Source organism: Klebsiella pneumoniae subsp. pneumoniae HS11286 (assembly GCF_000240185.1).
In the GTDB taxonomy this organism is placed as follows: Bacteria; Pseudomonadota; Gammaproteobacteria; order Enterobacterales; family Enterobacteriaceae; genus Klebsiella; species Klebsiella pneumoniae.
Genome location: NC_016845.1, coordinates 433,873 through 453,637, shown reverse-complemented (window position 1 = coordinate 453,637; position 19,765 = coordinate 433,873). Strand labels below are relative to the sequence as shown.

At 59.5% G+C, this 19,765-nt stretch carries 16 protein-coding genes and 1 other annotated feature; of the genes, 7 read left to right on the top strand and 9 right to left on the bottom strand.

Annotation, left to right across the window (positions count from 1 at the left end; genetic code table 11):
- Positions 1 to 23: 23 nt before the first annotated feature.
- The 5 genes from KPHS_04140 to KPHS_04100 all read right to left on the bottom strand — a co-directional run bounded on the left by KPHS_04140 (position 24) and on the right by KPHS_04100 (position 5,230).
- Complete coding sequence (locus KPHS_04140) at positions 24 to 1,571, bottom strand: DNA mismatch repair protein (protein YP_005224714.1); 1,548 nt, start codon at positions 1,569 to 1,571, stop codon at positions 24 to 26.
- Positions 24 to 1,882: a sequence feature (potential frameshift: common BLAST hit: gi|288937531|ref|YP_003441590.1| DNA mismatch repair protein MutL), on the bottom strand. It overlaps the preceding gene by 1,548 nt.
- A complete protein-coding gene (locus KPHS_04130; protein ID YP_005224713.1) occupies positions 1,559 to 1,882 on the bottom strand; it encodes a DNA mismatch repair protein MutL in 324 nt (107 codons plus the stop codon). Its footprint overlaps the feature before it by 324 nt. The genes KPHS_04140 and KPHS_04130 overlap by 13 nt, the downstream gene beginning before the upstream one ends.
- A gap of 10 nt (positions 1,883 to 1,892) precedes the next feature.
- Positions 1,893 to 3,248, bottom strand: coding sequence for an N-acetylmuramoyl-l-alanine amidase II (locus KPHS_04120; RefSeq protein YP_005224712.1), 1,356 nt, complete (start codon positions 3,246 to 3,248; stop codon positions 1,893 to 1,895).
- Between the two features lie 16 nt (positions 3,249 to 3,264).
- Positions 3,265 to 3,714: a putative ATPase gene (locus KPHS_04110; RefSeq protein ID YP_005224711.1), complete on the bottom strand. Its 450-nt coding sequence runs from the start codon at positions 3,712 to 3,714 to the stop codon at positions 3,265 to 3,267.
- 4 nt (positions 3,715 to 3,718) lie between these two features.
- Positions 3,719 to 5,230 (bottom strand): bifunctional ADP-dependent NAD(P)H-hydrate dehydratase/NAD(P)H-hydrate epimerase, encoded by a 1,512-nt coding sequence (locus KPHS_04100; RefSeq protein YP_005224710.1) that lies wholly within the window; start codon positions 5,228 to 5,230, stop codon positions 3,719 to 3,721.
- 13 nt (positions 5,231 to 5,243) lie between these two features.
- Between KPHS_04100 and KPHS_04090 the strand changes: the two genes are divergently transcribed.
- Positions 5,244 to 6,383, top strand: coding sequence for a ferredoxin-like protein (locus KPHS_04090; protein YP_005224709.1), 1,140 nt, complete (start codon positions 5,244 to 5,246; stop codon positions 6,381 to 6,383).
- Positions 6,384 to 7,090: 707 nt separating this feature from the next.
- Here the strand turns inward: KPHS_04090 and KPHS_04080 are convergent.
- Complete coding sequence (locus KPHS_04080) at positions 7,091 to 7,291, bottom strand: hypothetical protein (RefSeq protein YP_005224708.1); 201 nt, start codon at positions 7,289 to 7,291, stop codon at positions 7,091 to 7,093.
- 24 nt (positions 7,292 to 7,315) lie between these two features.
- On the opposite strand from KPHS_04080, the gene KPHS_04070 reads away from it, so the two are divergent.
- Complete coding sequence (locus KPHS_04070; protein ID YP_005224707.1) at positions 7,316 to 8,047, top strand: putative arginine-binding periplasmic protein; 732 nt, start codon at positions 7,316 to 7,318, stop codon at positions 8,045 to 8,047.
- 43 nt (positions 8,048 to 8,090) lie between these two features.
- Here the strand turns inward: KPHS_04070 and KPHS_04060 are convergent, their stop codons facing one another.
- The gene (locus tag KPHS_04060; RefSeq protein YP_005224706.1) at positions 8,091 to 8,636 is read right to left on the bottom strand and encodes an oligoribonuclease; all 546 of its coding nucleotides are present in this window, start codon (positions 8,634 to 8,636) and stop codon (positions 8,091 to 8,093) included.
- A 94-nt stretch (positions 8,637 to 8,730) separates the two neighbouring features.
- Between KPHS_04060 and KPHS_04050 the strand changes: the two genes are divergently transcribed.
- From KPHS_04050 to KPHS_04030, 3 genes are all read left to right on the top strand, one after another.
- A complete protein-coding gene (locus tag KPHS_04050) occupies positions 8,731 to 9,792 on the top strand; it encodes a ribosome-associated GTPase (protein ID YP_005224705.1) in 1,062 nt (353 codons plus the stop codon).
- Between the two features lie 160 nt (positions 9,793 to 9,952).
- On the top strand, positions 9,953 to 10,915 hold the full coding sequence (locus KPHS_04040; RefSeq protein YP_005224704.1) for a phosphatidylserine decarboxylase: 963 nt from the start codon (positions 9,953 to 9,955) through the stop codon (positions 10,913 to 10,915).
- 23 nt (positions 10,916 to 10,938) lie between these two features.
- A complete protein-coding gene (locus KPHS_04030) occupies positions 10,939 to 14,268 on the top strand; it encodes a putative periplasmic binding protein (protein ID YP_005224703.1) in 3,330 nt (1,109 codons plus the stop codon).
- A gap of 37 nt (positions 14,269 to 14,305) precedes the next feature.
- On the opposite strand, the gene KPHS_04020 is transcribed toward KPHS_04030, so the two are convergent.
- Both KPHS_04020 and KPHS_04010 read right to left on the bottom strand, forming a co-directional pair.
- Positions 14,306 to 15,808 (bottom strand): inner membrane transporter YjeM, encoded by a 1,503-nt coding sequence (locus KPHS_04020; protein ID YP_005224702.1) that lies wholly within the window; start codon positions 15,806 to 15,808, stop codon positions 14,306 to 14,308.
- A 182-nt stretch (positions 15,809 to 15,990) separates the two neighbouring features.
- Complete coding sequence (locus tag KPHS_04010) at positions 15,991 to 16,968, bottom strand: lysyl-tRNA synthetase (RefSeq protein ID YP_005224701.1); 978 nt, start codon at positions 16,966 to 16,968, stop codon at positions 15,991 to 15,993.
- A 275-nt stretch (positions 16,969 to 17,243) separates the two neighbouring features.
- Here KPHS_04010 and KPHS_04000 point away from each other — a divergent pair, with 275 nt between their 5' ends.
- The gene (locus KPHS_04000; RefSeq protein ID YP_005224700.1) at positions 17,244 to 19,034 is read left to right on the top strand and encodes a fumarate reductase; all 1,791 of its coding nucleotides are present in this window, start codon (positions 17,244 to 17,246) and stop codon (positions 19,032 to 19,034) included.
- Positions 19,027 to 19,761: a fumarate reductase iron-sulfur subunit gene (locus KPHS_03990; RefSeq protein YP_005224699.1), complete on the top strand. Its 735-nt coding sequence runs from the start codon at positions 19,027 to 19,029 to the stop codon at positions 19,759 to 19,761. The genes KPHS_04000 and KPHS_03990 overlap by 8 nt, the downstream gene beginning before the upstream one ends.
- Positions 19,762 to 19,765: the final 4 nt, after the last annotated feature.

The window sequence follows — 19,765 nt, the reverse complement described above, 5'->3', positions numbered from 1 at the left end:
TGGGCAGGCTCGCCTCGGTTACATCATTCATCTTTCAGGGCATTCATCGCCGAATGGAGATCTACAGGTTGTAACAGGCCACCCGGCGGCGTTCTCACCAGCTGCGGGCAAAGACGCTCAACGTCCGCCAGCAGCGCAATCGCCTGCGCCATATTCCATGACGTCTGTTCGCTCGTCAGATTACGCGCCATCCATTGGGCGATATTGCCGACGTCGAATGCGTTTTGCTGCGCCAGGTAGCCTATCAGTTCAGGAATCAAGATTTGTAAATTTTGTTGTCTTAAGGGTAAAGGGACCGCGCGCACCGTCACGTGCAGGGCATCGGTATGCACATCGATCCCTAGCTGCGCCAGCGCCGGCTGAGCGGCGGCCAGCGCCTGCTTTTCCCCTTCCGTAACTTTTAACCGCAGCGGGATCAGCAGCGGCTGAGCACATACCGCCTCCGCTCCCGGGGTCAACTGCGCCTGGCGCAGCCAGCGCTCGGCAACGGTCAACGACAGCAGCGCCAGACCGCCCTCGCGCTCCAGCAGCGCGCAGTCGCCGCCAACAATCGTCAGCACTCTGCCAAAGCTCTGACTGTGACCGGCCAACTCTGCCGCCGCCGGAGGCTGCAACGCTGGCTTTGGCGCCGTTGGCGTGTCGAGCAGTTGACGATAAAGCGCTCCCTGCTGCTTCTGGTAACCCGGCTGCGCATGCGGCCAGCTCGCGCCGCCCGGTTTGCCGCTGGAGGCCGCAGGCTCACGCGATGGCGTGATGCTGAAGCGGGTCGCAGGTTCCCGCGCTTCCGCTGGCCGCGCAAACTGGTTGCCTCCCGCGGCGATGCGGTTCTCCGGCATCGGGCGCGGCGCCGGCGGGTCGTCTTTTTCCGCCAGCGGCGCGTCAAGCTGCTGCTGCAGTACGCTCAGTACGCCCTGGTAGATAAAGTCGTGCACCAGGCGCGACTGATGGAAACGCACCTCATGCTTGGCCGGGTGGACGTTTACATCCACCTGATGGGGATCGATCTCCAGATACAGCACAAACGCCGGTTGCTGATCGGCCCCTAACTTGTCTTCACAGGCCTGGCGGATAGCATGGTTGATCAGCCGATCGCGCATCATCCGCCCGTTAACGTAGCAATACTGAATTTCCGCCAGCGCCGGGGTGGTATGCAGCGGATCGGCGACCCAGCCGCGCAGGGTCAGATCGCCATGCTGCCACTCGATCGCCAGCGCATGTTCGAGAAAAGCGGCGCCGCAAATTGTCCCCAGCCGGCGCTCGCGCTGGCCATCCTGAGCGACGGCCCGATACTGGCGCATCACCTTGCCGTTATGGCTGAGGTTGATAGTGACGTCGAAGCGCGCCAGCGCAATGCGGCGCACCACCTCGTCAATGTGGCCGAACTCGGTCTTTTCGGTGCGCATAAATTTGCGCCGCGCCGGGGTGTTATAGAACAGATCGAGGACTTCCAGAGTGGTACCGACCGGGTGCGCCGCCGGCTTCACCGTCACCGCCTGATCGCGGCCTTCAGCATACGCCTGCCAGGCTTCCTGCTGCTCCGCCGTGCGCGAAGTCAGCGTTAAGCGCGCCACCGAACTGATACTGGCCAGCGCTTCGCCGCGAAAGCCGAGGCTGATAATGGCCTCCAGATCGTCAAGCGAGGCGATCTTGCTGGTCGCATGACGAGCCAGGGCCAGCGCCAGCTCGCTTTTTTGATGCCGCTGCCGTTATCGCGGATGCGAATGAGCTTCGCGCCGCCGCGTTCGATATCAATGTCAATCCGCGTGGCGCCCGCATCAAGACTGTTCTCAACCAGCTCTTTCACCACCGACGCGGGCCGCTCCACCACCTCGCCGGCGGCAATCTGGTTGGCGAGCTGCGGCGGCAGAACCTGAATCGGCATCCCCTGCTCCTTAGTTAATCAACATCCCGCCCGGCGCCGCGGCGCTGGCGGTCTGCGCCGCCTCGCCGCGAGGCGCCGACTGCAGCGGATGCTGCATAAAGTAGTTGCGTAAGCCGTTATAAATCGCCTCCGCAATCTGCTCCTGGTAATCATCGCTCCCCAGCAGCCGCTCTTCGCCGTTGTTACTGATAAAGCCCGTTTCCACGAGGATCGACGGGATATCCGGCGAGCGCAGCACTCCAAGGCTGGCATGCTCCGGGCGGCGTTTGTGCAGGTTGCCAATACGCTGCAGCTGGCTCAGCACGTTGGTCGCCACATCGTAGCCGACGCGCTGGGAATGACCAAACTGCAGATCCAGCACCGCCTGGCTCAGGTAGGGGTCGGCCTGGCTGTTTGCCAGCACATCGCCCGCCCCGCCGAGCAGTTCAGACTGCTTCTCATGCTGCTCCAGCCAACCGGCCATTTCGCTGTTGGCGCGACGGTTCGAGAGCACCCACACCGAGGCGCCGGTGGCATCGCGGTTTGGCGCGGCGTCAGCATGGATAGAGACGAGGAAATTGGCGTTTTGCTTACGCGCCACGTCAGAGCGGCCCATCACCGAAATAAAGTAATCCCCGTCGCGGGTCAGCACCGGCTTAAACTGCGGATCGGCGTTCAGTAACGCCCGCAGCTTGCGCGCAATAGCGATAGTCACGTTTTTCTCTTTGGTGCCGTTCGGGCCAATCGCGCCGGGATCCTGGCCGCCGTGCCCGGCATCAATGGCGATAATGACTTTATCATCCGCCGACACCGTGCGGGCCGCCGGGCGAGTCACGGTCTGATTGTTGGTCATCGCCGGCTGAGAGGAGGTCATCACCGTCTGCCGTTCATGACCCGACGAGCTGAACGGGTTACGCCCTGACGTCGTCGTCCGGGAAGGCATCACCGGCGGCGGGTCGGCCCGTTTCACCACCACGGGCGGCGGAGGCGGCGGCGGCGGCGCGTCGGCGTTGATGGTAAAGACCACCGTGTAATTCGCCCCGTTCTGTTGCTTCACCGCCCGGGTTTTGCCATCTTCCGTCAGATCCACCAGCAGACGCAGCGTCTGCGTATCCTGCGGCGTGCCGGCGCGAATACTCTTCACCAGGTTGCTGCCGCTAAACTGCAGCGGTAGTCCCTGCAATACGCCGGTCTGCTTGATATCCAGCGCCACCAGACGTTTACCCTGTGGGGTAAAGGAGTACTCCGGCTCACCGACAAAGCTTAGGGTAATACGGGCCTGCTGGTCTCCGTTAGAGACCTGGATATCGGATAAACTCGCCGCAGTGGCGTGAAGACTCGACAGCATCAGCGCAGCGGCAAGCCAGGTGGTTATGCGATACTTCATCCCGTCATCCTTCAGGCTAAAAGGCTAAACGCGCCAGTAAAGATTCACCCCGTGAGGAGATCGCGGTAATACGCGCCTCACGCCCTTGTGCCTGGTAATCAAGGTGAATTTCAACATCCGGGTCAGGCAGGACACCTGCGCCTTGCTGCGGCCATTCCACCAGGCAGATGGCATCGTCGGCAAAATAATCACGGATCCCCATAAATTCGAGTTCCTCAGGATCCGCCAGACGGTAGAGATCGAAGTGATACACCATCAGGTTCTCGAGGGTATAGGGCTCCACCAGGGTATAAGTTGGGCTTTTGACATTGCCGCGGTGACCGAGCGCCTGCAAAAAGCCGCGGCTGAAGGTCGTTTTCCCCGCGCCTAAATCACCATACAGATAAATCACGGTGGCGCCGGTACAGGCCTGCGCGATGCGGTCGCCAAGGGCCAGCGTGGCCTGCTCATCGGGTAAAGGAATCACTCGGTTAATCATGGTCTACGTCAATCACATCCGGGTTAACAACACGCCTGAGCGTGGAAAAGAGATCGGTCGCCAGCATGCCGCGGGTGCCCTCGCGGGCGGCCAGTCGGTCGGCGGCATCACCATGAGCGACGCACCCGGCACAGGCAGCATCATACGGCGTCAGGTGCTGTCCTAACAACGCGGCGATGATGCCTGTGAGCACATCGCCCATCCCGCCGCTGGCCATCCCGGCATTGCCGGCATCGATAATGCCCATCGCCCCGCTTTCACTGGCCACTACCGTGCCCGCGCCTTTCAGCACAACCACGCCGCCATACCGTTTTACCAGACGCTGCGCAGAAAGTAAGCGATCGCTTTCAATTTCTGCCACGCTGACGTTCAGCAGACGGGCCGCTTCGCCGGGGTGCGGCGTTAGCACGCGATTGTGACGTTTATCGGGATTGAATGCCAGCAGGTTCAGCGCGTCGGCGTCCCAGACCATCGGTTTGTTAAAACTTTCCACCGTCCGCAGGGCGCTGCGTCCCCATTCGCGCTGCCCCAGGCCAGGGCCAATCGCCACCACATCAGCCCACTCCAGCGCGGCTTTCAGAGTCTGCGGCGTCAGTTCATCTACCATTAATTCCGGCCGCACGGTGACAATGGGCGCCACGTTCTCCGGGTGAGTAAGTACTCGCACCAGTCCCGCGCCGCTGCGCAGGGCCGCTTCACCGCACATACGGATAGCGCCTGCCGTGCCGCGATCGCCGCCGACAATCACCAGCTTGCCGTGATCGCCTTTATGGGAGGTGGCCCGCCGCGGCGGCAGCCAGTCGGCGAGGTGGGCGGCGCAAAACCGCGTCAGAGGAGTGCTTTGTCCGGCGAGCCAGCGTTCGAGCCCCAGCGCATGATGGTGGAGTTGCCCGACGACATCCCGCGCCTTGCCGGTCAGCAGCCCCGGCTTGAGGGCGATAAAGGTCAGCGTATGGTCGGCCTGTACCACTGCACCTGGCGTCGCGCCCGTCTGCGCATTCAGGCCGGAAGGGATATCCAGCGCCACCACCGGCGCCGGGTGGTGGTTCGCCTGGTGGATGAGCGCCGCAACGGGATCGCGCGGCGCACTGCGCAGACCGGTGCCGAGCAGGCCATCAATAATCAGTGAGATATCGTCGGGCCATGGGATGGTCGCCGCATGGATCACGCCGCCGGCGTTAAGCCACGCCTCCCGCGCCGCCTGCGCCTCTTCCGGCAGCGGGCTGTCACTCTCCACCGCCAGCAGCGTCACCCGCCGCCCCGCGGCCTGTGCCAGACGCGCAACGACATATCCGTCGCCGCCGTTGTTGCCATGTCCGCAGAGGATCAGCCAGTGCGCGCTGGCAGGATAAGCACAGCTGGCCAGCTGGAACGCCGCCTCGCCCGCGCGCTGCATGAGTTCGAACAGCGTCAGCCCCAGGCTGTCCGCCGCCTCTCGTTCGGCCAGGCGCAGCGCCTCCGCAGGCCAAATGTTGTATGGTATACTGTCAGGGTTTTTCGTCATTGTATGGTCCATCATGTCACAGCCCCTCGATCTCGTTCAGTTAGCGCAACAAATCAAACAATGGGGCACAGAGCTTGGGTTCCAGCAGGTGGGGATCGCCGATACCGACCTCAGCGCCAGTGAACCCAAACTGCAGGCATGGCTGGATAAACAATACCACGGCGAAATGGAATGGATGGCCCGTCACGGTATGATGCGCGCCCGTCCCCACGAACTGCTGCCCGGTACGTTACGCGTCATCAGCGTGCGGATGAACTATCTGCCCGCTAACGCCGCCTTTGCCCGCACCCTGAAAGATCCCACGCTGGGTTACGTCAGCCGTTATGCCCTCGGGCGTGATTATCATAAGCTGCTACGTAATCGCCTGAAAAAGCTGGGGGAGAAGATTCAGGAACAGTGTGCTTCGCTCAATTTTAGACCTTTTGTCGATTCCGCGCCTATCCTGGAACGGCCAATCGCAGAAAAAGCGGGCCTTGGCTGGACAGGTAAGCACTCACTAATCTTAAGCCGCGACGCCGGATCGTTCTTTTTCCTCGGCGAACTGCTGATTGATCTGCCCCTGCCGGTCGACAGCCCGGTTGCGGAGGAGTGTGGGCGCTGCGTCGCCTGCATGACCATCTGTCCCACCGGGGCCATCGTTGAGCCCTATACCGTCGACGCCCGGCGCTGCATCTCCTATCTCACCATTGAACTGGAAGGTGCAATCCCCGAGGAGTTCCGTCCACTAATCGGCAACCGTATTTACGGTTGTGATGATTGTCAGCTGATCTGCCCGTGGAACCGTTTCTCACAGCTCACCGATGAAGAGGATTTCAGCCCACGCAAAGCGCTGCATGCCCCGCTGCTGGTGGAGCTGTTCGCCTGGAGCGAAGCGTGGTTTCTGAAGGTGACCGAAGGGTCGGCGATTCGTCGCATTGGCCACCTGCGCTGGCTGCGTAATATCGCCGTCGCGTTGGGCAATGCGCCCTGGGATGAAGCCCATCTTCGCGCCCTGGAGAGCCGCCGGGGCGAGCACCCGCTTCTCGACGAACACATTGAGTGGGCGATTGCCCAGCAACTGAAAAAGCGGAACGCCGACGCCGTTGAAGTACAGCTGCCGAAAAAATTACGTCTGGTCAGAGTGGTAGAGAAAGGCTTGCCGCGCGACGCCTGATTCATTCACAGGCTGTGAATAAAATCTAAAACACATTGCGTTTCAAGGCGCAGACCAAGGTCAAGTGATCGGATTAACATTTTGAAATGAAATTTATTTGTTAAATTTCAATCACATACAAAGATACTATTTACAAAGCGAAGCATTTGCGCCGCCAGTGACGGAACGATAACCTGTGGATAACTCTGTTCACAGTATTTCTGAGGACCAAACGAAAATCATCCCCGGCGCTGGATTGCACTGTGGATAAATAAGAGATGGAAGAAAATTTGGAGCGGGAAACGAGACTCGAACTCGCGACCCCGACCTTGGCAAGGTCGTGCTCTACCAACTGAGCTATTCCCGCTTAATCATCGTCATTCAAGCTACCGTCTAGCAACCTGAAAACTGCGACTGGTGTGGTGTGTCTTTCAAATTTTGGAGCGGGAAACGAGACTCGAACTCGCGACCCCGACCTTGGCAAGGTCGTGCTCTACCAACTGAGCTATTCCCGCTTAATCTTCGGCTTTCGCCCCGCATCTGCGAGATGAAATCCTTTGATCAGGATGGTGCTTTCAAATTTTGGAGCGGGAAACGAGACTCGAACTCGCGACCCCGACCTTGGCAAGGTCGTGCTCTACCAACTGAGCTATTCCCGCGTTACTGCATTTTTTGCCATATTTCGATGGCGTCGTAATTTGCATTTCTGCGTCGTTACGGGAGGCGCATTATACGAGAATTCGATGCCCCTGCAACCCCCTGACGATCACTTTTTTGCGTTTTTTGTTTAAATGGACATTTTCTCGCCATCTACGCCGCTGAATTGTATAAATAAGCGTCATAACGGGCAAAATCGCTTTTTCCGCCCGGCTGAATGACGCAAAATCGCTCGCATCATACAGCGGTGGCGCGACGTATAACGAGGCCACCCCGACGCCAAACAGGGAATTAGCATGAGAAAAGTCCTCACCGTCCTGCTGCTGAGCACGCTGGCCATCGGAACCGCGTCAGCCGAGACGCTCCATTTTGGCACCACCACGGCCAATCCACCGTTTGTCACCGCCAACGGCAAAAATCAGCCCGTTGGCTTCGATATCGATCTCGCGCACGCCCTGTGCCAGCAGATGCAGGCGCAGTGCCAGTTCACGGCGCAGCGTTTCGATACCCTGATCCCGGCTTTACGCTTTAAGAAATTTGACGCGGTGATTGCCGGCATAGAAGTGATCCCGATGCGTGAGAAGCAGGTCGCCTTCAGCCGACCCTATCGCCAGGCGCTCTCCGGGGTAGTGATCGTCAACAAAGATGTCGCCCATACCTTTGCCGATCTGAAAGCTAAAAAAGTCGGCGTGGTGAAAGGCACGCTGCATCAGCGCTACCTGCGTGATAAACAGAAAGCCGTACAGGCTGTCCCTTACGACGATGTCGCCAGCGCCCTGGCCGCGCTGAAAGCCGGGCAAATAACCGGCGTCATGGGCGACTTCGCCACCCTCGACGCCTGGCAGCAGGAGAACCCTGACTACGCCATCATGGATGAACGGGCCACCGACCCGGCTTATTACGGTAAGCAGTATGCGATTGCGGTGCGCAAAGACGATCCGGAGCTGCTGAACGCCATCAACGATGCCCTGGCCGCGGTCATGGCGACACCTGACTTCCAGCAGATGCAGCAGAAGTGGTTTAAATAACGCAGAAAAGTGTACCGGGCCGCGCACAGGGCCCGGTCGCGGTTTACAGCTTAATGAAGTGTTCGCGGTAGTAAGCCAGCTCGGCGACCGACTCGCGGATATCGTCCATCGCCTGATGAGTGCCCTGCTTTTTAAAGCCGTCGAGAATTTCCGGCTTCCAGCGGCGCGCCAGCTCTTTCAGCGTGCTAACGTCCAGATAGCGATAGTGGAAATAGGCTTCCAGTTGCGGCATGTACTTAAACAGGAAGCGACGATCCTGGCCGATACTGTTGCCGCAGATCGGCGACTTGCCCGCCGGCACCCACTGCTTAAGAAACTCAATGGTCGCCAGTTCGGCATCGTGCTCGCTGACGGTGCTGGCCTTTACGCGATCCACCAGACCGCTGCCGGTATGCGTCCGCACATTCCACTCGTCCATTAATGCCAACTGAGCGTCCGACTGATGCACCGCGATGGTCGGGCCCTCAGCCAGAATGTTCAGGTTGGCATCGGTCACCAGGGTGGCGATTTCGATAATGCGATCGCGCTCCGGATCCAGCCCTGTCATCTCAAGATCGATCCAAATGAGGTTGTTTTCATTTGCACTCATGCTATTTTCCACCCTTCTCGCGTGACTATATTCATCTAAAATAGCGTGTATCATAGAGGTTTTGCCCCATCAGGGCGACCAGGAGCCAGTTCGATTGAGTAAAAATAAACTCTCCAAAGGCCAGCAGCGCCGCGTCAAAGCCAACCACCAGCGCCGTCTGAAAACCACTGCGGAGAAGGCCGACTACGATGACAACCTGTTTGGCGAAACGTCGGAAGGCATTGTCATCAGTCGCTTTGGTATGCATGCCGACGTCGAATCCGCTGACGGCAGCGTGCATCGCTGCAATATCCGCCGGACGATCCGCTCGCTGGTCACCGGCGACCGCGTGGTCTGGCGGCCGGGCAAAGACGCCGCCGACGGCGTAAGCGTCAAAGGGATCGTCGAGGCGGTGCACGATCGCGCCTCCGTCCTGACGCGTCCGGATTTTTACGACGGCGTGAAGCCTATCGCCGCTAATATCGACCAGATCGTGGTGGTTTCCGCGATCCTGCCTGAGCTGTCGCTGAATATTATCGATCGCTATCTGGTGGCCTGCGAAGCGCAGGATATCGAGCCGCTCATTGTGCTGAATAAAATCGATCTGCTGGATGATGATGGTCTGCGCTTCGTCAATGAGCAAATGGATATCTACCGCAACATCGGTTACCGCGTGCTGCTGGTTTCCAGTCGGACTCAGGACGGCCTTAAGCCGCTGGAAGCGGCCCTGACCGACCGCATCAGTATCTTCGCCGGGCAGTCCGGGGTCGGTAAATCGAGCCTGCTGAACGCCCTGCTCGGGTTGAGCGAGGATCAGATCCTCACCAATGATGTCTCGGACGTTTCCGGCTTAGGTCAACACACCACCACCGCGGCACGCCTCTACCACTTCCCGCACGGCGGCGATGTGATTGATTCACCGGGGGTACGTGAGTTCGGCCTGTGGCATCTGGAAGCGGAACAAATCACCAACGGCTTTGTCGAATTCCATGATTATTTAGGCCGTTGCAAATATCGCGACTGTAAACACGATACCGATCCTGGCTGTGCGCTTCGCGAAGCGGTAGAGAACGGCAAGATCGCCGAAAGCCGTTTTGAGAACTACCACCGCATCCTGGAAAGCATGGCGCAGGTACAGGTAAAAACGCGTAAAAACTTTTCCTCGTCCGATGACTGATCATTAAGCTGAGCATCACGTCAGGCGCTGCCGGGCAGCGATGATGACGCAGCTTACGCGGATGCCATTTGGCGAGTTTTACGTATAGAATCGTCCCCTTTTTTCAGGTCCCCGCCCGCAGGCGGGGTCAGGAACGACATATCATGGCCTGGAGGCTACTTTGTTAAACGATCTTAAACTTTCACTGCAATACATTCTGCCTAAACTGTGGCTCACCCGCCTCGCAGGCTGGGGTGCGAGCAAACGCGCAGGTTGGCTGACGAAGCTGGTCATCGATCTGTTCGTGAAATACTACAAGGTCGATATGAAAGAGGCGCAGAAGCCGGATACCGCGGCTTATCGCACCTTCAACGATTTCTTCGTGCGCCCGCTGCGCGACGACGTTCGCCCGCTGAATACCGATCCAAACGTGCTGGTGATGCCGGCCGATGGCGTGATCAGCCAGCTTGGCGCCATTGAGAACGATAAAATCCTGCAGGCTAAAGGTCATGACTACAGTCTGGAAGCCCTGCTGGCCGGCAACTATCAGATGGCCGACCTGTTCCGTAACGGCAGCTTCGCCACCACCTACCTGTCGCCGCGCGACTATCACCGCGTACATATGCCGTGCAACGGCATCCTGCGCGAAATGATCTACGTTCCTGGCGACCTGTTCTCTGTTAACCACTTGACGGCGCAGAACGTCCCGAACCTGTTCGCCCGTAACGAGCGCGTCATCTGCCTGTTTGATACTGAGTTTGGCCCGATGGCGCAAATTCTGGTGGGCGCAACTATCGTCGGCAGCATTGAGACCGTGTGGTCCGGCACCGTGACCCCGCCGCGCGAAGGCATTATTAAACGCTGGACCTGGCCCGCTGGCGACAACGAAGGCTCCATCGCCTTGCTGAAAGGCCAGGAGATGGGCCGCTTCAAACTGGGTTCCACCGTGATCAACCTGTTTGCCCCGGGCCAGGTGAAGCTGGTCGACACGCTGCAAAGCCTGTCCGTGACCAAGATCGGCCAACCGCTGGCGACAGCAGTGGAAGCGACCGCCGCCGCTGAACCCGCGCCGTTACCGGAAGAAGAGATCCGCGCCGAACACCGCGCCAGCCCGCTGGTTGACGATAAACAAGATCAAGGTTAATTCTTCAGCAAAAGGGTTATGCCGTGCGCCTGATATACACTTTCCTGTTGGCCTTGAGCCTCAGTTTCGGGGCGTACGCTGCGACAGCCCCGGATGCTAAACAGATAACCCAGGAACTGGAACAGGCGAAGGCGGCAAAGCCCGCCCAGCCTGAAACCGTTGAAGTTCTGCAGTCCGCGCTGAACGCGCTTGAGGAGCGAAAATCATCCCTCGAGCGCGCCCGTCAGTATCAGGACGTTATCGACAATTTCCCCAAACTGTTTCAAAGCCTGCGTGCCCAGCTCAATAATCTGAGCGAAGAGCCGCGCCAGGTGCCAACCGGCCTGACCGCCGATGCGCTGAACCAGGAGATCCTGCAGGTCAGCAGCCAACTGCTGGAATCGAGCCGCCAGGCGCAGCAGGAGCAGGATCGCGCGCGTGAAATCGCCGACTCCCTGAACCAGCTGCCGCAGCAGCAAACCGATGCCCGTCGTCAGCTCAATGAGGTTGAGCGCCGCATCGGCACGCAAACCGGCAACAATGCTCTCGCCCAGGCGCAAAATCTTGCCCTGCAGGCGGAATCAGCGCGTCTGAAGGCGCTGGTGGATGAACTCGACCTCGCCCAGCTCTCCGCCAACAACCGCCAGGAGCTGTCGCGCGCCCGTTCCGAGCTGGCGCAAAAACAGAGCGAGCAGCTGGATGCCTATCTGCAGGCGCTGCGCAATCTGCAAAACAGCCAGCGCCAGCGGGAGGCGGAAAAGGCGCTGGAGAGTACCGAACTGCTGGCGGAGAACAGTGAAAACCTGCCGCCGGACATCACCGCCCAGTTTAAGGTCAACCGTGAGCTCTCCCAGGCGCTGAACCAGCAGGCGCAGCGCATGGATCTGGTGGCGTCCCAGCAGCGGCAGGCGACGAATCAAACGCTGCAGGTGCGCCAGGCGTTAAACACCCTGCGCGAGCAGTCGCAGTGGCTGGGCTCCTCCAATCTGCTGGGCGAAGCCCTGCGCGCCCAGGTGGCGCGGCTGCCGGAGCGCCCTCGCCCGCAGCAGCTGGATACGGAAATGGCGCAGCTGCGCGTGCAGCGTCTGCGCTTTGAAGATTTGCTGAGTAAGCAGCCGCAGCTGCGGCAGATCCGCCAGGCCGACGGCGAACCGCTGACCAGCGAGCAGAACAAGATCCTGCAGGCGCAGCTGCGCACGCAGAACGAGCTGCTGAACTCGCTGCTGCGCGGCGGCGACACCCTGATGCTGGAGCTCACCAAGCTGAAGGTCGCCAACGGCCAGCTGGAAGACGCGCTGAAAGAGATCAACGAAGCCACCCACCGCTATCTGTTCTGGACTTCGGACGTCAGCCCCATCGGCTTCTCCTGGCCGCTGGAGATCGTCCAGGATCTGCGGCGCCTGATCTCCCTGGATACCATCAGCGAACTGGGCAAAGCCAGCGCGATGATGCTTACCAGCAAAGAGACCCTGCTGCCGCTGTTTGCCGCCCTGCTGCTGGTTGGCTTTAGCATCAGTTCGCGGCGCCATTTCACCCGCTTTCTCGAGCGCTCCAGCGCCCGGGTGGGGAAAGTCACCCAGGATCACTTCTGGCTGACGCTGCGCACGGTCTTCTGGTCGATACTGGTGGCCTCGCCGCTGCCGGTGCTGTGGATGACGCTCGGCTATGGTCTGCAGTCCGCCTGGCCGTTCCCGCTGGCGGTGGCGATTGGCGATGGAGTCACCGCGACGGTGCCTTTGCTGTGGGTGGTGATGATCTGCGCCACCTTCGCCCGGCCAAACGGGCTGTTTATCGCCCACTTCGGCTGGCCGCGTAGCCGCGTGGCGAAGGCGATGCGCTACTACCTGATGAGCATCGGGCTGATTGTGCCGCTGATTATGGCGCTGATCATGTTCGATAATCTTAACGACCGCGAATTCTCCGCTTCGCTGGGCCGCCTGTGCTTCCTGCTGATCTGCGGCGCGCTGGCGGTGGTCACCCTGAGCCTTAAGCACGCCGGTATTCCGCTCTATCTGGATAAAGAGGGGAATGGCGATAATATGGTGAACCGCCTGCTGTGGAACCTGATGCTTGGCGCCCCGCTGGTGGCCATGCTGGCGGCCGCCGTCGGCTACCTCGCCACCGCCCAGGCGCTGCTTGCGCGTCTGGAAACCTCGGTCGCCATCTGGTTCCTGCTGCTGGTGGTCTATCACATCATCCGCCGCTGGATGCTGATCCAGCGCCGCCGGCTGGCCTTCGACCGGGCCCGCCATCGTCGCGCGGAAATTCTCGCTCAGCGCGCCCGCGGCGAAGATGAGCCCGTTCACGTCAGCAGCCCGGAAGGGTCGGTGGAGACGGAGGTCAGCGAGGTCGACCTCGATGCCATCAGTACCCAGTCGCTGCGGCTTGTCCGCTCCCTGCTGATGCTGATCGCGCTGCTATCGGTCATCGTGCTGTGGTCGGAAATTCACTCGGCGTTTGGCTTCCTTGAGAATATCTCGCTGTGGGACGTGACCTCGACGGTACAAGGGGTGGAAAGCCTTGAGCCTATTACGCTTGGCGCGGTGTTGATTGCCATTCTGGTGCTGATCATCACCACTCAGCTGGTACGCAACCTGCCCGCGCTGCTGGAACTGGCGATCCTCCAGCATCTCGATTTAACGCCCGGCACCGGCTACGCCATCACCACCATCACTAAGTATCTGCTGATGCTGGTCGGCGGGCTGGTGGGCTTCTCGATGATCGGTATCGAGTGGTCGAAGCTGCAGTGGCTGGTCGCCGCGCTGGGTGTGGGTCTCGGGTTTGGCCTGCAGGAGATCTTCGCCAACTTTATCTCCGGCCTGATTATCCTGTTTGAGAAGCCGATCCGCATCGGCGATACGGTCACCATTCGCGACCTGACGGGCAGCGTCACCCGCATTAATACCCGTGCGACCACCATCAGCGACTGGGACCGAAAAGAGATTATCGTGCCGAACAAGGCGTTCATTACCGAACAGTTTATCAACTGGTCGCTGTCGGACTCGGTTACCCGCGTGGTGCTGACGGTGCCGGCGCCTGTGGACGCCGATACCGAAGAGGTGACGAAAATTCTCATCGCCGCGGCGCATCGCTGCTCGCTGGTCATCGATACCCCGGCGCCGGAGGCGTTTCTCGTCGACCTGCAGCAGGGGATCCAGATTTTCGAGCTACGTATTTTTGCCGCGGAGATGGGGCACCGCATGCCGCTGCGCCATGAGATGCATCAGCTGATCCTGGCGGGCTTCCGCGAGCATGGCATTGATATGCCGTTCCCTCCGTTCCAGATGCGTCTGGAAAGTATTGACGGCAGGCAAAGCAGTAAAACCATGACCTCGGCCGGAAAAACCAGCCGCCGTACGGCTGGTAGCCTGTAAACCATCCCCTGCCCGGCTGCACCGCCGGGCAGGTTCTTTAACTCTCCATCACCAGCGCGCCGGACGCCATGCGCCGACGGTAGCTTTCGTAGATCCCCAGCGCCAGCAGTGAGAAGAAGATCGGTCCACCCACCATCCACAGGGTGCTGTTCCAGTCCCCGCTGTCGATGACGGGTTGGATAATGGTGAAGATATTGGCGAAGGTCACCACCAGCAGCACCACGCCGGTCGCCAGCAGCGTCGACGGACGGTTTTTGAAGATCACGAACGGCCGGTCAAGATGGGTTTTCGCCTTGAAGAACGGGAAGGCGATGGTCAGGAACAGATAAGGCAAGGTCATAGAGACATTGGTCATCAGCGTCAGCTTGTTATAAAACGCGGAAGCGCTATCCCCACCGAACGATACCAGTACGATAAACACCCCGACCAGCAGACACTGCAGCCACATCGCCGCGGCGGGCATTCCGTTGACGTTAAGGCGGGTCATCACCGACGGCCAGAGCGCTTTTGGCGTGCCCTGGATAATCGCTTTCAGAGGAGAATAGCTGAGGGTGAAGAACGCGCCGGTGTAAGCGAGAAACATCGACAGGCCGGTAATACGGGCGAACCAGACCCCGGTCAGGGCTGACGCCGCAGGGGTCAGGTGCAGGGCCTGGCCCAGCGTCGCCCCGAGGCTGGTCATCAGCACATAGGTGATGTTGCCGAGGTTGGTCGAACGCGCGCCAAGCACCTGCTGCCAGTTGGCGCTCACGCCCCACAGCACAATCGCCAGCGAGTAACCGATCGAGATAACGATCGCCGCGATGATAATACCTTTGGCAAAGTTCTTTTCCGGCTTATCGGTCTTATCCACTAAGCCACCAACCGCCTCAATTCCGCCATAGGCAAAGATGGCAAATACCACAAACGACAGCATCGCCATGCCCGACTGATACCCGGGATTAGGCGAAAGGGTGAAGTTTAACGGCTGGGCGAAATGACCGCCGTTAAGCAGAAGGATCGCCCCGCTCACCAGCAGCAGCACCAGGTTAAGCCCCATCACCGCGATACCGCCGACGGCGGTAATTTTAGCGATTTTATTGATCCCTTTGACGGCAATAAAGGTCACCACGACCATCCAGCAGGCCGCCAGAATACCGACCGTCTGCGTCGGCGTCAGGCTACCCAGCGCCCAGGTCTGGGTTTTGTCCGCGCCAAACAAAAAAGTAGATAGCGGGACCCAGATCTTAGCGGCGGTACTCACCATCCACACTACGTACGAGGCAAACCACATAAAGGTACCAATGAAGGCAAAGCGCGGCCCGACGCTGTGGTTCATCCAGGAATAGATCCCGCCCTCTTCGCGACGATAAGCTGAGCCCATCTCCGCCATCATCAGCGCGAACGGGATAAAGAAAAAGAGGGCGGAAAAAAGGTAAAACGGCATCGCGCTATAGCCCATCAGATAAAACGCCGATGGGCTGTTGGCAAAGCCAAACACCGAGGTGAAGATCATCAGAATCAGCCCGATCAGGCTCATCTTCTTGAGTTGTTGATGCATAAATCTATCCAAACGTGGGCATCGCCCGACGAGCGACGCCTGGCCTCATAAAAAGAGCGCGGATAGTAGCAAAATCACGGAGGGAAATTGTGGGTATTCGGGCTAAAGCCGGGGCGAGGGTGTCAGGTCCAGAGTCGTCTTTCACCTCCCCCACCCGGCGGCGGAGGGAGGTGAAAAAGCGATCAGGCGCGGTCTACCGTAAAGGCGATCACTTCGCCGATGCTTTCAGCGCCCAGCGCCAGCATGACCACGCGGTCAACGCCCAGCGCCACGCCGGAGCAGTCCGGCAGACCCGCCTCCAGCGCCGCCAGCAGGTTGTTATCGATGGGCTGCTGCGGAAGGCCGCGCGCGGCGCGTTTGCGGTTATCCTGCTCAAACCGCAGGCGCTGTTCATGGGCGTCGGTCAGCTCGTGGAAACCGTTCGCCAGCTCAATACCTTTGTAATAGACCTCAAAGCGCTCAGCGACCCGATGATCTTCCGGGCTGATCTGCGCTAAAGAGGCCTGAGTCGCCGGGAAATGATAAATGAACGTTGGTCGATCTTTGCCGATGTGCGGCTCCACGCCCATGGTGAACAGCAGCTGCAGCAGGGTATCGCGATCTTCTTCAGTATCGGCGATATTGCTCAGATCCAGCTTCGCTGCGACTTCACGCAGCTGTGCTTTATCGGCAGAGAGCGGGTCAATTTCCAGATGGCGCTGAAACGCCTGCTGATAGGAGAGACTTTCCGCCGGTTGGCACTCCAGCACCTGCTGCAGCAGATCGTCCACCTCATTGATCAGGCGATACATGTCATAGCATGGACGATACCACTCCAGCATGGTGAATTCCGGATTGTGATGACGCCCCATCTCTTCATTACGGAAGCTGCGGCACAGCTGGAAGACCGGGCCGCAACCTGCCGCCAGCAGGCGCTTCATGTGGTATTCCGGACTGGTCATCAGGTACAGGTTAAGCCCCTGAGAATGGCCCGGGCCGACGAAACGGGTTTCGAACGGGAACAAATGAATATCCGTTACCGTCGCCTGACTCATGCAAGGCGTCTCCACCTCCAGCACGCCGCGATCGGTAAAGAAACGGCGGATTTCCGCCATCACCGCCGCGCGCTTCAACAGATTGGGAATGGGTGCGCTCGGCTGCCAGGTTGCCGTCTCGCTCATGGTACTTTCTCCGATTGCAAATTAAGGGCACGAAGTCTACTCGCAACCGGCGAGTGAAACAAATTTTGTGCAATATCCGGCAGACTACATGCCATTAATCTATCGTTAACCCTGACGCATAAATACCACTGATAAATAACCGCACATATCGATAAAAAAATCGAACACGTCAATTTTCCATACTGACCCTAAGGCTATACTCCTGTACCTATAAAGGAGCAGTGATACTTTTTCGCCAGCCCGGCGGCGAAATACACTAAAACTGGAGGAATGTCGTGCAAACTTTTCAAGCCGATCTCGCCGTAATTGGCGCCGGCGGGGCAGGCCTTCGTGCCGCTATCGCCGCCGCTCAGGCCAACCCCAACGCTAAAATCGCCCTGATTTCTAAAGTCTATCCGATGCGCAGCCATACGGTCGCTGCAGAAGGGGGGTCCGCAGCCGTTGCCCAGGATCACGATAGCTTTGAGTACCATTTTCACGACACCGTCGCGGGAGGCGACTGGCTGTGCGAGCAGGATGTCGTCGACTATTTTGTTCATCACTGCCCGACGGAAATGACCCAGCTGGAGCAGTGGGGATGCCCATGGAGCCGCCGCCCCGACGGCAGCGTCAACGTCCGGCGCTTCGGTGGCATGAAAATCGAACGCACCTGGTTTGCCGCCGACAAAACCGGCTTCCACATGCTGCATACCCTCTTCCAGACCTCCCTTCAGTTTCCCCAAATTCAGCGCTTTGACGAACATTTCGTCCTTGACCTGCTGGTCGATGACGGGCAGGCCCGCGGCCTGGTGGCGATGAATATGATGGAAGGCACCCTGGTGCAGATCCGCGCTAACGCCGTGGTGCTGGCTACCGGCGGCGCCGGGCGCGTCTACCGCTACAACACCAACGGCGGCATCGTCACCGGTGACGGGATGGGGATGGCCCTGGGCCATGGCGTGCCGCTGCGCGACATGGAATTCGTTCAGTATCACCCGACCGGCCTGCCGGGCTCCGGGATCCTGATGACCGAAGGCTGCCGCGGCGAAGGCGGGATTCTGGTCAACAAAAACGGCTACCGCTATCTGCAGGATTACGGCATGGGCCCGGAAACCCCGCTCGGCGAACCGAAGAATAAATATATGGAGCTAGGCCCACGCGACAAAGTGTCCCAGGCCTTCTGGCACGAGTGGCGGAAAGGGAACACCATCCCGACGCCGCGCGGCGACGTGGTCTACCTCGATCTCCGCCACCTCGGCGAGAAAAAACTACTGGAGCGTCTGCCGTTTATCTGTGAACTGGCGAAAGCCTACGTCGGCGTCGATCCGGTGAAAGAGCCGATCCCGGTGCGCCCGACCGCGCACTACACCATGGGCGGTATTGAAACCGATCAGCAGTGCGAAACCCGGATCAAAGGGCTGTTTGCCGTGGGCGAATGCTCGTCCGTTGGCTTACATGGCGCCAACCGTCTGGGCTCCAACTCGCTGGCCGAGCTGGTGGTCTTCGGCCGCCTGGCCGGGGAGCAGGCCATGCAGCGCGCCGCTCAGGCGGGCGAGGCAAACGGCGCCGCCCTCGATGCGCAGGCTGCCGATGTGGAGCACCGCCTGAAAGATCTCGTCAAACAGGAAGGTAACGAAAACTGGGCGAAAATTCGCGATGAAATGGGGCTGTCGATGGAGGAAGGCTGCGGCATCTACCGCACGCCGGAGCTGATGCAGAAAACGATCGACAAGCTGGCTGAACTGCAGGAGCGCTTTAAGCGCGTGCGCATTACCGATAACTCCAGCGTGTTCAATACCGATCTGCTTTACACCATTGAGCTGGGGCACGGTTTAAACGTTGCCGAATGTATGGCGCACTCGGCCATCGCCCGTAAAGAATCGCGCGGGGCGCACCAGCGTCTGGATGAAGGCTGTACCGAACGCGACGACGTCAACTTCCTCAAGCACACTCTCGCCTTCCGCGAGGCCGATGGCACTACCCGTCTGGAATATGGCGATGTGAAGATCACCACGCTGCCGCCGGCAAAACGTGTCTATGGCGCAGAAGCGGACGCGGCTGAGAAGAAGGAGACCACCCATGGCTGAGATGAAAAACCTGAAAGTCGAAGTGGTGCGCTACAATCCGGAGGTCGACACCGCACCGCACAGCGCATTCTATGACGTGCCTTACGATGAACAGACCTCGCTGCTGGACGCGCTGGGCTTCATCAAAGACAACCTGGCGCCAGACCTGAGCTACCGCTGGTCCTGCCGAATGGCAATCTGCGGTTCCTGCGGCATGATGGTCAACAAGGTGCCGAAGCTGGCCTGCAAAACCTTCCTGCGCGATTACACCAAAGGCATCAAGGTGGAGGCATTGGCCAACTTCCCGATCGAGCGCGATCTGGTGGTGGACATGACCCACTTTATCGAAAGCCTGGAAGCCATTAAGCCGTATATCATCGGCAATAACCGCACGCCTGACCAGGGGCCAAACAAGCAGACCCCGGCCCAGATGGCGAAATACCATCAGTTTTCCGGCTGCATCAACTGCGGGCTGTGCTATGCCGCCTGCCCGCAGTTCGGCCTGAACCCGGAATTTATCGGCCCGGCGGCGATCACCCTCGCCCACCGCTATAACGAAGACAGCCGCGACCACGGTAAAAAGGAACGCATGGCGCAGCTTAACGGCCAGAATGGCGTCTGGACCTGTACTTTCGTTGGCTACTGCTCGGAAGTGTGTCCGAAGCACGTCGACCCGGCGGCCGCGATCCAGCAGGGCAAGGTGGAAAGCTCGAAAGACTTTCTTATCGCCACCCTGAAACCACGCTAAGGAG

Bases quoted from the DNA above. Each gene is read 5' to 3' on its own strand.
- KPHS_04130 (YP_005224713.1), bottom strand. From the start codon at position 1,882: ATGCCGATTCAGGTTCTGCCGCCGCAGCTCGCCAACCAGATTGCCGCC.
- KPHS_04120 (YP_005224712.1), bottom strand. From the start codon at position 3,248: ATGAAGTATCGCATAACCACCTGGCTTGCCGCTGCGCTGATGCTGTCG.
- KPHS_04100 (YP_005224710.1), bottom strand. From the start codon at position 5,230: ATGACGAAAAACCCTGACAGTATACCATACAACATTTGGCCTGCGGAG.
- KPHS_04090 (YP_005224709.1), top strand. From the start codon at position 5,244: ATGTCACAGCCCCTCGATCTCGTTCAGTTAGCGCAACAAATCAAACAA.
- KPHS_04070 (YP_005224707.1), top strand. From the start codon at position 7,316: ATGAGAAAAGTCCTCACCGTCCTGCTGCTGAGCACGCTGGCCATCGGA.
- KPHS_04060 (YP_005224706.1), bottom strand. From the start codon at position 8,636: ATGAGTGCAAATGAAAACAACCTCATTTGGATCGATCTTGAGATGACA.
- KPHS_04020 (YP_005224702.1), bottom strand. From the start codon at position 15,808: ATGCATCAACAACTCAAGAAGATGAGCCTGATCGGGCTGATTCTGATG.
- KPHS_04010 (YP_005224701.1), bottom strand. From the start codon at position 16,968: ATGAGCGAGACGGCAACCTGGCAGCCGAGCGCACCCATTCCCAATCTG.
- KPHS_03990 (YP_005224699.1), top strand. From the start codon at position 19,027: ATGGCTGAGATGAAAAACCTGAAAGTCGAAGTGGTGCGCTACAATCCG.